Source organism: Pseudoduganella sp. R-43, from assembly GCF_049913255.1.
Classification (GTDB): domain Bacteria; phylum Pseudomonadota; class Gammaproteobacteria; order Burkholderiales; family Burkholderiaceae_D; genus Rugamonas.
On the sequence record NZ_CP183988.1, the window covers coordinates 6,225,142 to 6,239,426 of the forward strand.

The 14,285-nt window shown below is 67.0% G+C and carries 12 protein-coding genes; 3 read left to right on the top strand and 9 right to left on the bottom strand.

Going from position 1 to position 14,285, the window contains the following annotated elements:
• Window positions 1–6: 6 nt before the first annotated feature.
• From ACN9M3_RS28480 to hutU, 5 genes are all read right to left on the bottom strand, one after another.
• The gene (locus ACN9M3_RS28480; RefSeq protein ID WP_426319358.1) at window positions 7–591 is read right to left on the bottom strand and encodes a HutD/Ves family protein; all 585 of its coding nucleotides are present in this window, start codon (window positions 589–591) and stop codon (window positions 7–9) included.
• Window positions 588–1,955, bottom strand: coding sequence for a formimidoylglutamate deiminase (locus tag ACN9M3_RS28485; protein ID WP_426165202.1), 1,368 nt, complete (start codon window positions 1,953–1,955; stop codon window positions 588–590). Before ACN9M3_RS28485 ends, ACN9M3_RS28480 begins: the two co-directional genes overlap by 4 nt.
• A complete protein-coding gene (hutG, locus tag ACN9M3_RS28490) occupies window positions 1,952–2,749 on the bottom strand; it encodes an N-formylglutamate deformylase (RefSeq protein ID WP_426165204.1) in 798 nt (265 codons plus the stop codon). Before hutG ends, ACN9M3_RS28485 begins: the two co-directional genes overlap by 4 nt.
• 9 nt (window positions 2,750–2,758) lie before the next feature.
• Window positions 2,759–4,300 (bottom strand): histidine ammonia-lyase, encoded by a 1,542-nt coding sequence (gene hutH / locus ACN9M3_RS28495; protein ID WP_426319359.1) that lies wholly within the window; start codon window positions 4,298–4,300, stop codon window positions 2,759–2,761.
• A gap of 108 nt (window positions 4,301–4,408) precedes the next feature.
• Complete coding sequence (gene hutU, locus ACN9M3_RS28500; RefSeq protein ID WP_426319360.1) at window positions 4,409–6,112, bottom strand: urocanate hydratase; 1,704 nt, start codon at window positions 6,110–6,112, stop codon at window positions 4,409–4,411.
• 137 nt (window positions 6,113–6,249) lie between these two features.
• Here hutU and ACN9M3_RS28505 point away from each other — a divergent pair, with 137 nt between their 5' ends.
• The gene (locus tag ACN9M3_RS28505; protein ID WP_426319361.1) at window positions 6,250–7,899 is read left to right on the top strand and encodes a hypothetical protein; all 1,650 of its coding nucleotides are present in this window, start codon (window positions 6,250–6,252) and stop codon (window positions 7,897–7,899) included.
• Window positions 7,900–7,911: 12 nt separating this feature from the next.
• Window positions 7,912–9,093, top strand: coding sequence for a hypothetical protein (locus tag ACN9M3_RS28510; RefSeq protein ID WP_426319362.1), 1,182 nt, complete (start codon window positions 7,912–7,914; stop codon window positions 9,091–9,093).
• 15 nt (window positions 9,094–9,108) lie between these two features.
• Here ACN9M3_RS28510 and ACN9M3_RS28515 read toward each other — a convergent pair whose 3' ends face one another.
• A complete protein-coding gene (locus tag ACN9M3_RS28515) occupies window positions 9,109–10,770 on the bottom strand; it encodes an amidohydrolase (protein WP_426319363.1) in 1,662 nt (553 codons plus the stop codon).
• A 137-nt stretch (window positions 10,771–10,907) separates the two neighbouring features.
• On the opposite strand from ACN9M3_RS28515, the gene ACN9M3_RS28520 reads away from it, so the two are divergent.
• A complete protein-coding gene (locus ACN9M3_RS28520) occupies window positions 10,908–11,546 on the top strand; it encodes a glutathione S-transferase family protein (protein ID WP_426319364.1) in 639 nt (212 codons plus the stop codon).
• 97 nt (window positions 11,547–11,643) lie between these two features.
• Here ACN9M3_RS28520 and ACN9M3_RS28525 read toward each other — a convergent pair whose 3' ends face one another.
• The 3 genes from ACN9M3_RS28525 to ada form a co-directional block, all read right to left on the bottom strand.
• Window positions 11,644–12,228 carry a hypothetical protein gene (locus ACN9M3_RS28525; protein WP_426319365.1) on the bottom strand — a complete coding sequence of 195 codons (585 nt, stop codon included), beginning with the start codon at window positions 12,226–12,228 and terminating at the stop codon, window positions 11,644–11,646.
• 145 nt (window positions 12,229–12,373) lie between these two features.
• On the bottom strand, window positions 12,374–13,111 hold the full coding sequence (locus ACN9M3_RS28530; protein ID WP_426319366.1) for a 2OG-Fe(II) oxygenase: 738 nt from the start codon (window positions 13,109–13,111) through the stop codon (window positions 12,374–12,376).
• Window positions 13,108–14,196 (bottom strand): bifunctional DNA-binding transcriptional regulator/O6-methylguanine-DNA methyltransferase Ada, encoded by a 1,089-nt coding sequence (ada, locus tag ACN9M3_RS28535; protein WP_426319367.1) that lies wholly within the window; start codon window positions 14,194–14,196, stop codon window positions 13,108–13,110. The genes ACN9M3_RS28530 and ada overlap by 4 nt, the downstream gene beginning before the upstream one ends.
• Between the last annotated feature and the right edge of the window lie 89 nt (window positions 14,197–14,285).

Below are 14,285 nucleotides of genomic sequence, written 5' to 3' on the forward strand. Positions count from 1 at the left end.
GTGTTTTTACTCTTCGTTCGGGAAAATATCGACAATGAACACGGTGGCGTGGCCCGCCTCCAGCGTCCACACGTCATCCTTGTCCAGCACCACCGCATCATAGCGCACCAGCGAGATGCGCTCGCTGGTGCTGGCCAGGTTCAGACTCTCTCCTTCGGCCAGGAACACCACGGTGGTCGGGCTGCGCCGCTCCAGCGTGGAGAAGTCGCGGATGGTGCGCCGTTCCAGCTGGTGGTTGCAGATCGAGCGCCGCGTCATGACGTTGAAATCGGTGGTCGGCGCGCCTTCCACGGTGGCAGTGACGGCGTTCTCGCCCGGGAAGGCGATCACCGGCTCGCGCTCGGACAGCGCCACGCGCCGCTCGTTGCCCACGTCCAGCACCACGCCGCCGCCCTCGACCAGGGTCAGGGTGCGGTCGATGCCGGGAAACACGGAGAACGGTCCGCTCTGCGCGATGGTGGCCAGCGACAGGCGCCATTCGAACTCGTCGAAGCCGGCGCCCGGCGGCATCACGCACAGTTCCGTGGTGCTGCCGCCGCCGTTTTTCCAGGGCGTGGCGTGCAGGCTTGCATACTGGATGATTTGAGTCATGCTCGTAGCTCGCGCAGTTCGGCCAGCGTCTTTTTGAAGCGCGTGGTGATGGCCGGTTGCGCCACGTGCTCCCGGTTGCGCACCACCCAGTGGCCGCCAACCATCACATCCCTGACAAGATTATCATTTCCGCTGAAAACCAAGCATCCCAGAATGTCGGCGGCGTCGATTCCGTCAAGATTCGGGTGGTCGTCGTCCAACACTATCAGGTCGGCACGCTTGCCGGCCGAGAGCGCGCCCACCGGGCGGCCCGCCGCCTGGGCCCCGCCGCGCAAGGCAGCTTGCCACAGGAAGTCGCCGACGCGGCGCTCGCTTCCGGACACCGCGATATTGCGGCGCTGCTGCGCCAGGCGCTGGCCGTATTCGAGCCAGCGCAGTTCTTCCACCGCGCTTTGCGAGACGTGGCTGTCGCTGCCGACGCCGAAACGGCCACCCTGCGCCAGGAAGCTTTCAAGCGGGAACAGGCCGTCGCCCAGGTTGGCTTCCGTGGTCGGGCACAGGCCCGCCACGGCGCCGCTTTGCGCGATGGCCGTCACTTCGTCGTCGCTCAGGTGGGTGGCGTGCACCAGGCACCAGCGCGCGTCGACCGCCAGGTTGTCGACCAGGTACTGCACCGGGCGCTTGCCCGTGTAGTCCAGCGACTGCTGCACCTCGCCCTGCTGCTCGGCGATGTGGATGTGCACCGGGCGCGCCTTCGGCAGGTGGTCCAGCACTTCGCGGATCTGCGCCACCGAGGCGGCGCGCAGCGAATGCGGCGCCACGCCCACTTCCACCTGCGCGTCGCGCAGCGGCTCCAGCTCGCCGATGATCTTCAGCACGTCGCGCGCATCGGTGCGGAAGCGCGCCTGCTCCGGCTTCAGGGGCTGTTCGCCGAAGCCGGCATACGAATACAGCACCGGCAGCATGGTGATGCCGATGCCGGCCTGGCGCGCGGCGGCAATCACGCGCTGCGCCGTTTCCGACGCCTGCGGGTACAGGCTGCCGTCCGGCGCGCGCTGCACGTAGTGGAATTCGCACATCGAGGTATAGCCGTGGCGCAGGCATTCGGAGTACAGCTGGGCGGCGATGGCCTCCATCTGCTCCGGCGTGATGTTGCGCGCGAAGCGGTACATCAGGTCGCGCCAGGTCCAGAAGCTGTCCTGCGCATCGCCCGCGACTTCGGTCAGGCCGCCCAGCGCGCGCTGGAAGGCGTGCGAGTGCAGGTTGACCATGCCCGGCATGACCAGGCGCGCGCCCGGGATGCCGGGCGCCGCCACGGCGTCGGGCTGCACGGCGGTGAAATTGCCGCGCTCGTCCCACTGCAGCAGGACGTTCTTGCGCCAGCCGTCGGCCAGCAGCGCGTGGTGCGCGAACAGGGCTTTCATGGGCGCACCCCGCGCACCCAGTCCGCGGCGGTTTGCACCAGCCGGCGCAGCAGCGGCTCGATCTCGGCAGCACGGTCGGCGCGGTAGCCGAACGGCGCTGCTTCGTCCATATAGGTGGACTGGCACATCTCGAGCTGGATCGCGTGCACGCCCTGCTCCGGCTTGCCGTAAAAGCGCGTGATGTGGCCGCCCTTGAAGCGGCCGTTGACGGCCACGGTGTAGCGCTCGTCGCGGCGCGCCACGCCGGCGATGGCCTCGGTCAGGGCGGCATCGCAGCTGGCGCCGTCGGCGCTGCCGAAATTCAGGTCCGGCAGCTTGCCTTCGAAGAAGCGCGGCACCACGGAAGCGATCGAGTGGGCGTCCCACAGCACCACCTTGCCGTGCATCGCCAGCAGGCGCTCCAGCTCCGCGCGCAACTGGGTGTGGTAGGGCTGCCAGTAGGCGGCCAGGCGGCGCTCGACCTCGGCCTGCGAGGGCTGCTGGCCTTCCAGGTAGAGCGGCTCGCGGTGGAAGGTGTCGACCGGGCACAGGCCGGTGGTGTCCTGGCCGGGATACAGGTTGGTGTTTTCCGGCGGGCGGTTCAGGTCGATCACATAGCGCGACCAGCGCGCCGACAGGGTGGACGCGCCCAGCGCGCCCAGGAAGTCGTACAGCTGCACCAGGTGCCAGTCGGTGTCGGCCTTGCCGCTCGCCGCTGGCGTCATCGCCGCGGCGATATCGTCAGGGATGTCGGTGCCCACGTGGGGCATCGACACCAGCAAGGGAATACTGCCTGCTTGGAAGCGGTAATCCATGGAACCTCCTTACGGATGCAGGGCGCTGAACAGGCTCTTGCAAGTTGCGCTCAGGTCGCCGTTCACCACCATCTGCTTGGCTGCCTCGATGTCCGGCGCGAAGAAGCGGTCGGCGTCGAAGAATGGTACCTTGGAACGCAGCTGGGCGTGTACATGTTCCAGTTGCGCCGAGGTTTTCAGCGGACGGTGGAAGTCGATGCCCTGCGCCGCAGCCAGCAGCTCGATGCCGAGGATGGTCGCGGTATTGTGCGCCATATCGTGCAGGCGGCGCGCGCCGTAGGTGGCCATCGACACGTGGTCTTCCTGGTTGGCGGAAGTCGGGATGGTGTCGACCGAGGCCGGATGCGCGATCGACTTGTTTTCCGAGGCCAGCGCGGCGGCGGTCACGTGGGCGATCATGAAGCCGGAGTTCACGCCCGGGTCGCGCACCAGGAACGGCGGCAGGCCGGACAGGGTGGCGTCGATCAGCAGCGAGACGCGGCGCTCGGAAATCGAGCCGATTTCCGCGATGGCCAGCGCCAGCGTGTCGGCGGCGAAGGCCACCGGTTCGGCGTGGAAGTTGCCGCCCGAGACCACTACCGGGCCGTCGTCGTTCTGGAAAATCAGCGGGTTGTCGGTCACGGCATTGGCTTCGATCAGGAGGGTGCGGCCGGCGTTGGCGATCAGGTCCCAGCAGGCGCCCATCACTTGCGGCTGGCAGCGCAGGCAGTACGGGTCCTGCACGCGCTCGTCGCCCACCAGGTGCGAGGCGCGGATGGCGCTGCCGGAGACCAGCTCGCGGTAGATGCCGGCGGCGGCGATCTGGCCCGGCTGGCCGCGCACTTCGTGGATGCGGGCGTCGAACGGGGAGTCGGAACCCTTGGCGGCGTCCAGCGACATGGAGCCGGTCACCATGCCCGCTTCGAGCAGGCGTTCGGCCATGAACAGGCCGTGCAGCGCCAGCGCGGTGGAGGCCTGGGTGCCGTTGATCAGGGCCAGGCCTTCTTTCGCGGCCAAGACCACGGGGGCGATGCCGGCGGCTTTCAAGGCGTCGGCCGCCTGCACCAGCTCGCCCTTCACGCGCACTTCGCCCACGCCGAGGATGGCCAGGGTCATGTGCGACAGCGGGGCCAGGTCGCCGGAGGCGCCGACCGAGCCCTTGGCCGGGATGGCGGGCATGATGCCCTTGTTGTACAGGGCGATCAGGGTGTCGATCACGATCGGGCGGATGCCGGAGAAGCCGCGCGACAGGCTGCTGATCTTGGTCAGCATCAAGAGGCGCACCACTTCGTCGGACATCAGCTCGCCGGTGCCGACCGAGTGCGACAGGATCAGGTTGCGCTGCAGCTGTTCCAGCTTGTCATCGGGGATGCGGGTTTTCGCCAGCAGGCCGAAGCCGGTGTTGATGCCGTAGGCGGCGTCGCCTTTCGCGACGATGTCCTGTACGGCTTTGCAGGAGGCGTCGATGGCGCTGTAGGCTTCTTGCGCCAGGGCGATCGGGGTGGGGGCGCTCCAGACGGTGCGCAGGTCGGACAGGGTCAGTTTGCCGGGATTCAGGGTCAGGTGGGTCATGGTTTTGTGTCTCGTGTTCGTTTGCTCTTCAACCGGTAAACCGGTGTCTGACCCGCAGGGTCAGACACCCGATACGCGGCGGTCGCGTGGCAAGGTGCCTTACCGGTCTTACTTGATCATCGGCAGGTTCAGTTTATTACGCTTGGCGCATGCGATGGCGGACTCGTAGCCGGCGTCGGCGTGGCGCATCACGCCCGAGCCGCAGTCGTTGACCAGCACGCGGCCCAGGCGCTTGGCGGCGGCTTCCGTGCCGTCGGCCACGATCACCACGCCGGAGTGCTGCGAGTAGCCCATGCCGACGCCGCCGCCGTGGTGCAGCGAGACCCAGGTGGCGCCGCCGGCGGTGTTGAGCATGGCGTTCAAGAGCGGCCAGTCGGACACGGCATCGGTGCCGTCGCGCATGCCTTCGGTTTCGCGGTTGGGCGAGGCGACCGAGCCGGTGTCGAGGTGGTCGCGGCCGATCACGATCGGCGCCTTCAGTTCGCCGTTCTTCACCATTTCATTGAAAGCCAGGCCGGCGATGTGGCGCTCGCCCAGGCCCAGCCAGCAGATGCGCGCCGGCAGGCCCTGGAAGGCGATGCGTTCGCGCGCCATGTCCAGCCAGCGGTGCACGTTGGCGTGGTGCGGGAACAGTTCCTTGATCTTGGCGTCGGTCTTGTAGATGTCTTCCGGATCGCCGGACAGGGCCACCCAGCGGAACGGGCCGCGCCCTTCGCAGAACTGCGGGCGGATGTAGGCCGGCACGAAGCCGGGGAAGTCGAAGGCGTTCCTGACGCCCTTGTCCAGCGCCACCTGGCGGATGTTGTTGCCGTAGTCGACCACCTTGGCGCCCAGCGCCTGGAAGTCCAGCATGGCCTGCACGTGCACGGCGCAGGAAGCGGCTGCCGCGTCGACCAGGCGCGCATGCTGCGCCGCGTCGGCCTGAGCCGCCTTCCACTGCGCGACGCTCCAGCCTTGCGGCAGGTAGCCGTTGACCAGGTCGTGGGCCGAAGTCTGGTCGGTCACCAGGTCCGGCACCAGGCCGCCGGCCTTGGCGCGGCGCACCAGTTCCGGCAGCACGTCGGCGGCGTTGCCCAAGAGGCCGATGGAAATGGCGTCGCCATTGGCCTGGTGCTGCTTGATCATCTCGATCGCTGCATCGATGCTGGCGGCCTGCTTGTCCAGGTAGCGGGTGCGCAGGCGGAAATCGATGGAGGACTGCTGGCATTCGATGTTGAGCGAGACGGCGCCGGCAAAGGTGGCGGCCAGCGGCTGCGCGCCGCCCATGCCGCCCAGGCCGGCGGTCAGCACCCAGCGCCCTTTCAGGTCGCCGCCGAAGTGCTGGCGGCCCGCTTCGGCGAAGGTCTCGTAGGTGCCCTGCACGATGCCCTGGGTGCCGATATAGATCCAGGAACCGGCCGTCATCTGGCCGTACATGAACAGGCCCTGGCGGTCCAGCTCGTTGAAGTGCTCCCAGTTGGCCCATTTCGGCACCAGGTTGGAGTTGGCCAGCAGCACGCGCGGCGCGTCTTCGTGGGTCTGGAACACGCCGACCGGCTTGCCGGACTGGATCAACAGGGTTTCATTGGCTTCCAGCTTTTTCAGGGAAGCGAGGATCTGGTCGAAGCACGCCCAGTTGCGGGCAGCGCGGCCGATGCCGCCGTACACCACCAGGTGCTTCGGGTTTTCCGCCACTTCCTTGTCCAGGTTGTTCTGCAGCATGCGGTAGGCCGCTTCCGCGCCCCAGGTTTTGCAAGTCATTTCCGGGCCGCGCGGGGCGCGGATGTCGCGGGTGGCGTCGTAGCGGGGATCGTTGGCAAGGCTGGTAGGCATGGCGGCTCCTTGAATGGTTGATGGCGCCACTCTAAGTTGTATATACAAGCCAGTCAACTGATTTTTAGCGGCTTGCAGAGTCAATAGTTAGTAAGTACACTACTTTTCTTTCACGTTTACAATTCCCGCCTGGCGCCATGCTTCTCGACCACCCCGACTTCCCTTTGATCGACCTGGCGGGTGAAGCTGCGGCGCAGGCCTACCAGCTGATCCTGGCCGGCCAGCCCCTGCCCTTCACGCTATACCAGCGCGACCACGTTGGCCAGGCGCGCAGCACGCAGCCGCGCGGGGCGCTGGCCGAAGTGCGCGCCCAGCTGCATGGCGCCGGCGCCACCGGCCAGGTGCTGCTGTTCGAGATGAATGCCCGCTTCGACGATTGCCCGGCCGAGCGCGCCCTGTTCGTGGAATTCGGCGCCGCCAGCGGGCTGCTGCACGGCCTGGTGCTGGCCCTGCCCTATACCAGCAACCCCCAGCGGCGCTGCATTCCGGGCATGATCCAGCTGCAGCGCTGCCCGGCAGGCCTGCGCCACCTGGCCGACGACCTGCTGCCGCGCTTCACGCGCGCCCTGCGCAAGAGCCCCAGCGGCAGCGCCTGGCAGCAGGCGCGCGAATACGACCGCCTGGCAGCGCCGTCGCTGGAAGCCTTCGAGGCCACCCGGCGCGCGGTCGACGCCTTTTGTCCCGCGCTGCGCGCCGACGACCCGGCCGGCGACAGCAATGTGCTGGCCAACCGCCACGTCGACGCCCTGATCGAACGCTACCCCTTCGAGCACGGCATCGCCTACCGCAAGGCGCTGTACCAGCTCGGGCTGGACCTGTCGGCGGCCAGCCTGCTGCGCATCGACAACCTGCTCGAGCAACTGCAGCCCAGGCTGGAGGTCAGCGAAGCGCAATTCCTGGCGCATCCGGCCAAGCGCAATTTCCTGCACGTGCTGGCGTTCTACATCGGCACCGTGGTGGCGCAGGAGTCGGGCGCGCGCATCGACTGGTTCACGGCGCGGCAGTTGCAGCAGGCCCACGCGATCGCGGTCGACGCCGTCGGCCAGCCGCGCCTGGCGCTGGCCGGGCTGCTCAACAAAAGCGAGGTCTACTTCCCGCTGCACATGCTGCTGGACCGCCTGTTCGGGCCGTGCAGCGGCGCCCAGTTCCGCGCCACGCTGAAAGAGCTGGGGCGCATGGCCGCCGCCTCGCGCGCGCCGCGCCTGCAGGACGATATGGAGCATGTGCAGCGCCGCATCGACCTGGCGCGCAGCACCGATCCCGGCTACCTGGTGCCGGCGCGCCCGTCCTGGGTCGACGGCGACAGCATTGACCTGTGGTTCCAGAACGTCGGCGCCCTGTTCCTCGGCGGGCGCCTGGTATGGGGGCAAATCACCCAGGCCAATAGCCTGATGTGGCAGGAAGGCGACGCCAACTGCCCGGGCGAGGTGCTGTACGACCTGCGCGGCATCCCGACCGGCGAAGAACTGGGGCCGATCGCCACCACCATCTTCGACTACAAGGGCACGCGCCCGCTGGACCACCGCCTGGCCTTCCTGTCCGACCACCTGATGCACGAGAGGACGCGCAGCTTCGGCCTGCCGCTGCCCTTGCGCCTGTCAAGCTCGGACTTGCGCCTGACCACCATCTTCTTCGACCGCAAGCACCTGCCCGGCGGCTACCTGCAAAGCGGCCTGGTGCCGCTGCTGATCCACGACGCATATCCCGGCATCGTGACGGTGCTGCCGGAGCGTTTCTGGACGGTCGAAGTCCAAGCCCATGCCCGCCGCAATGGCTGGCCGGTATAAGGCAAGCTCACCATGACCATCTGGCACACCCTCGGCATTGCGCCGACCAGCGACACGCGCGCCATCAAGCTGGCTTACGCGGCCCGCCTCAAGCAGATCGACCCGGAGCAAGACCTGGCCGGCTTCCAGTCCTTGCGCGAAGCGTACGAGCAGGCGCTGGCCACGCCGCAGGAGCAGGAGCAGGAGCAGGAGCAGGCGGCCGGCGATTTTCCGGCACTGCTGGCATTCGATAGCATCGGCGCGGCCCCAGTGCCACTGGTGCCGCCCCTGCCGCCGCCGCGGCCGCGGCGCCAGCCGCCGGCAGCGGCCCGCCCGCCGTTCTCCAGCCTGCCGGCCCTGCCCGAACTGCCGCTGGACGCGCCGCTGGCGCAGCCGCTGGTGCTCGACCTGGAGCCCGAGAGCGAGGCCGCGCTGGCGCAGCAGCACAGCCAGCGCTGGCTGCCCGGCCCGCGTCCCCAATCGTATGCCACCGCGCGCCCGCAACTGCGCCCCGGCCCCCAGCCGCCGGCGCCGGAGGCGGCAGCGGCCATGCTGTGCCAGGCGCTGGAGCACTTGCCGGCGGAGCAGCGCGGGGCCGAACTGGCGCGCCGCTACCGGCAGCCGGGCTGGGGCAACGGCGCCTTCCGCGCGGGTCTGGAAACGGCCATCGTGCGCGCGCTGGAAGAAGATTTCGAACAGCGCTGGCAGCTGGTGCCGGCCTTCTCCGGCGCCCTGGCCTGGACTTCGCGCGGGGGCGAGGACTTGCCGGACCAGGCGGCCATCCAGCGCCTGCTCAATCGCTACGTCGCGCGCAAATGGCGGCGCCAGTTCGACCAGTGGTCGCAGGAAGACCCGATGGTGCGGGCCTTGCTGCTGGTGTCCGGTCCGGTCGACGAGGCGCGCTTCACCACGTTTGCCCGCCACCGCAGCCACGTGGAGGGCATGCAGGAAGTATTGCGGCACCTGGCGAAAACCCCGTTCCTGGCCGACTACGAATTCAACGCCGCTGCCGTCCGGTGGTGGACGGACTACTGCCGCAATGCGCCGCCCGCAGCCGCGCCCGCAACAGCCAAGGCCAGGCCGGCCGCCGCGCGCGATGCCTGGCAGCCGCGCCAACGCTGGTACACCGGCCTGTCGTTCAACAAGGTGCTGCTGGTATTGCTTGTGCTGCTGTTCTGGATCGCCAGGCTCGCCGACTACGTCCGCACGAGCTGAGCGCGGCCGGCGCGCTTACTTGCGGAACACCTGCTTGCCGCCGACCCAGGTTTGCAGCACGCCGATCTTGCCGATTTCTTCGGCCGGCACCTGGAACAGGTCGCGGTCGGTGACGATGAAGTCGGCCCACTTGCCTCGCTCCAGCGAACCGACCGACTGCTCCTGGTGCGCCGCCCAGGCCGCGTCCAGCGTGAAGCAGCGCAAGGCTTCGGTCAGCGTCATGGCTTGCTCCTTGTGCCAGCCGCCGTTCGGCATGCCTTGCATGTCCTGGCGCGTGACGGCAGCGTGGATGCCTTGCAGCGGATTGGGCGACTCGATCGGGAAATCGGAACCGCAGGCAATGCGGCTGCCCTGCTTGAGGAAGGTGCGCCAGGCATAGGCGCCCTTGATGCGCTCAGGGCCGACGCGCTGCTCCGCCATGTTCTGGTCGGAGGTGGCATGGGTCGGCTGCATCGACGGCACGATGGCCAGCTGCTTGAAGCGCGGGATGTCGGCCGGCTGCACCACCTGCGCGTGCTCGATGCGGTGCCGTTTGGCCGCCAGCGGGTACTGCTTGCCCAGTTGCGCGAAGCTGTCGAGGATCTGCTTGTTGCCAGCGTCGCCGATGGCGTGCACATTGACCTGGTAGCCGGCCTTCATGGCCTTTTCCATCTTGGCGCGGATGGCGGCGTCGCTGTTGAACAGCAGGCCGCGCGTGTAAGGTGCGTCGCTGTAGGGGTGGACCAGGGCTGCGCCGCGGCTGCCCAGCGCACCGTCCGAATACAGCTTGACGGCTGCCAGCGCGTAATGGCCGTCGGCGTATGAAGGCAGCGGGCCGTTCTTCGACAATTGCTCGAAGTCGGGGCCCACGTCGCCGATCATGGCGTACACGCGGGTGGTCAGCTTGCCCTGGTCGGCGTACTCGCGGAACAGGCGGTCGGCGCCCGCGTCGATGCCGGCATCGTGCACGCTGGTCAGGCCGACGCTGGAGAGGATGCCCAGCGCGCCATCGAGCATGGCGCGCGCTTCGGCCTCGCTTGGTTTCGGCAGCACCTTGTAGACGAATTCCATCGCCGTGTCGACCAGGATGCCGCTGGCATTGCCGTTGGCGTCGCGCTCGATCTTGCCGCCTTCGGGATCTTTCGTGTCTTTCGTAATGCCGGCCGCTTCCAGCGCTTTGCTGTTGACCCACATGGCGTGGCCGTCGATACGTTCCATGGCGGCGGGACGGTCGCTGACCACTGCATCGAGTTCGGCGACATTCGGGAAGCGGCCCAGCTTCCAGGTCTCCTGGTTCCAGCCCTTGCCGATCACCCATTTGCGCTGCGGGTTCGCTTGCGCGAACCTGGCGACGGAAGCTTGCGCAGCCTGCAGCGAAGGGGGGCTGTACAAGTCGGCACTGGTGGCGACTTCACCCAGGCCGAACACGTGGCCATGGGCGTCGATCAGGCCTGGCAGCACGGTCTTGCCTTGCAGGTCGATGCGCTTGAAACCCTTGGCCTTCGCCGCTACTTCGTGCTTACTGCCGACCGCCACCAGCTTGCCGCTGTCGTCGAAGGCCAGCGCCTGGAACCGCAGCAGCTTGCCTTTGGCGTTCAGCGTGTAGCCGTTGGCATTCTCGATCATGGTGCCGGCGCTGGCGGCAGTGGCGGCCAGCAGCGCGGCGGCCAGCAGGGTGCGGCGGAAGTGCATGGGCATGTCCTTTCGAATTTGAAAGCAAGATTTTTTCCGTAGCAGAGTGTACCCGCAGACTCGCTTGCATTAAAGAGCAAGATTCGGGGTGTGGCGGGAACCGGCTGCTGGTCCAATGTGGCTTTTCCTGTTGGAGTTCCGCCATGCTGACGCTTTACGATTACCTGCCTTCACAAAACGCTTACAAAGTCCGCTTGCTGCTGTCGCATCTTGGCTTGCCTTATCGTACCGAGATGGTCAGCATCTTCGAAGGCGCCGGGCAGGATCCTTCCTACCTTGCGCTTAATCCGACCGGTGCGGTGCCTGCTTTGCGCCTCGATGATGGACGGGTGCTGGCGGAGTCGAATGCCATCCTCACCTATCTGGCTTCCGGCACGCGTTACCTGCCTGCCGATGCTTTTGCGGCGGCCAAGGTGCAGCAGTGGATGTCGTTTGAACAGGACTACGTGCTGAGTATCGCTTCCCTGCGCCATTGGACCATGACGGGCAAGCTGGCGCGCCGGCCTGCCGCGCTGGTCGAGATGCGGCGAGCGGGTGGCTTGCGCGCACTGCAAATCCTTGAGCGCGAGCTGGCGCTGCGGCCTTTCATCACTGGCGACACCTATACCATTGCGGATATTTCGCTGTTTGCCTATACCCACCGGGCCGAAGAAGCGGGCCTGCCTTTGCGTCAGTTTCCCCATGTTTGCGCCTGGATAGAGCGCGTGCGGGCGCAGCCGGGTTTCCTCGACGAGCATTACCCGTATTCGATCGATCCGCATTCCTCTGGCGAACTGCCTTGAGCGCATTCGGAAAGGGTTTTCGATGCAGGGGTCAAAACAAATTGTCTGAAACCGTGTCTGAAACTGTCTGAAACCGTTCTGAAATTGTCTGAAATGCCTAATCGTCAGGCAGGATGTCAGTCCGCCGTTCCAACTTGCCTTGGCGGCGGCTGGCTGCCTTCTCTATCAAGGCGAGGGCATTGCGCAGGCTTTGCGCCATGACGGCTGGGGCGGCAACCGCATCGTGAGGCCGGAATGCCGCGACCGGTTCCGGGCGCGGGCCCCGCAGTTGCTCACTACGAATAAAGGCCGCATTTTTCCAGTAGCGCTGGCCCGGCAAACGCAACCATAGGTCGCGCCAGGCGTTGCGGGCCGTGCCCGCCACTTCGGCTGCAAATTGGTTCGGACTCATGGACCTGCCATCGCATAACACCGCATCGCCGACAACCTTGGCAAATGCATAGTGACCACGGTATTGCATTTTCAGTTCCGTGCCTTCAGGCAGAAACAGCTGCTTCCATTGGAAACCTGGCGCTGGGCCATCGCCAGCGCTCGTTTCGCCGCGAGCGACCGCAAGCCAGGAAGCCAGAGCGCCCTCGACTACTTCGGCCGGATCGCGCTCGTCACCGAACTCCTGGAGATAGTTCGCCAGTTCGAGGAACAGTTCACTCGAGATTTGAACAGAAACAAGTTTACGGCCCATGATGTCCCCCCGCTTATTCAAGTACGTCTTTGACAAGCGAGAGAAACCTAAGTTCAGACAATTTCAGAACGGTTTCAGACAGTTTCAGACACGGTTTCAGACAATTTGTTTTAGCACCCGAATCGCGAACCCGTTCCGGATGTCCTCACTCGGCATCGTGGAAAATGATGCCCAGCGTATGCCGGTGGCCTGCATGCAGGCGGCTGACGCCATGCCGCATATTGACGCGGTAAGTACCGCGCGCGCCCGCCACCGGCCGATGAAAGACCGGAAAGATCACGCAATCGCCCTGCTGCAAAGGCACGACTTCCACGCGCGACTGCATGCGCGGGCGCTGTTCGGTGAGCACGAATTCACCGCCCTCGAAATCGCGGCCCGGCTGCGACAGCAGGAAGGCCGCCTGCAGCGGAAACACATGCTCGCCATACAGGTCCTGGTGCAGGCAGTTGTAATCGCCCGCCCCGTACTGCAGCAATAAGGGCGTCGGCCGGCGCTGCCCCGCCGCATGGCAGCGCGCGACGAAGTCCGCATGTTCAGCAGGAAAGCGCGGTTCCAGCCCCATCGTCGCATACCAGCGATTGGCGATGGATGCCAGCGGCGGATACATGGACGAGCGCAACTCGGCGACCAGATCAGGTAAGGGATAGCGGAAATACTGGTATTCCCCCTTGCCGAACCCATGCCGCTGCATGACGACCCGGCTGCGATAGAGCTCCGGCCGGCAATAGCCCGCCACCAGCCCCGCGCACTCGCCAGGCGACAAGACACCCCGCACCAGCGCACAGCCGAATTCATCCAGGTCGCCGGCAATGCGCGGCCAATCGAAAGCCGCGCGCGCCCCGGCCGCCGCAGCCAGCGGCGGCGCAAACAGGTCGCCCATCATGCCGCAGCCTCGGTGGCCGCCTCCGCCTCGCGTTCCAGCAAGGCCGCCTTGCGCTCCACGCCCCAGCGATAGCCCGAGATCGAACCATCGTTGCGCACCACCCGGTGGCAGGGAATCGCCACCGCAATCGCGTTGGCCGCGCAAGCGCCCGCCACCGCCCGCGCCCCGTTCGGCGCGCCCACGCGCTCGGCCAGTTCGGCATAGCTGACCGTCGCGCCGGCCGGAATTTCGCGCAAGGCTTGCCAGACGCGCTGCTGGAAGGCCGTGCCACGCACATCAAGCGGCAGGTCGAGCCCGATCCGCGGCGCCTCGACGAAGGCAATCACACGCGCCACCACCTGCTCGTAATCTGCCTCCGCGCCGCGCAACTCGGCCTGCGGGAAGCGGTCCTGCAGGTCGTGCGCCAGCGCCTGCGGATCGTCGCCCAGCAGGATGCAGCAGATGCCCCGTTCGGTGCTGGCCACCAGGATCGCCCCCAGCGAGCACTGGGCGATGGCAAAGCGGATCACCGCCCCGCGCCCGCCCGCGCGCCAGGCCGACGGCGTCATGCCCAGCGCGCCTGGCGTGGCGGCGTAGAAGCGCCCGCTGGAATTGAAGCCGGCGGCGTAGATGGCATCGGTCACGGAAGCCTGGTCGGCCAGCCCCTGCTGCATGCGCCGCGCGCGCGCCGCCGCGGCATAGGCTTTCGGCGTCAGTCCGGTCTGGGCCTTGAACACGCGGTGGAAGTGGAAGCGGCTCATGCCGCCGGCAGCAGCCAGCGCGTCAAGGTCGGGCGCCACTTCCGAAGCATCGATCAGGCGGCACACCTCGGCCACCATGGCCGCGTGGCGCTCGGCCAGCGGCGGCTGGTCCGGCTTGCAACGCTTGCAGGGGCGGAAGCCGGCCGCCTCGGCCGCCGCGATGGAGGCATGGAAGGCCACGTTCTCGCGCAGGGCCGGCCGGGCGCCGCAGGAAGGGCGGCAGAACACGCCGGTGGTGCGCACGGAATAGTAGAACTGGCCGTCGGCCGCGCTGTCGCGCGCCTGCACGGCGGCCCAGCGCTCGTTGTCGGTCAGGAAACGGGAAATCGGCTTCATCGGGTTCATCGCAAGCTCCAGTCGGTAGTATGCCACCATGGTAGGCAGCCGTCCGGCCGGCGGCACTCCGCCGCTTGCTATTGAATTCCCGAATGCTA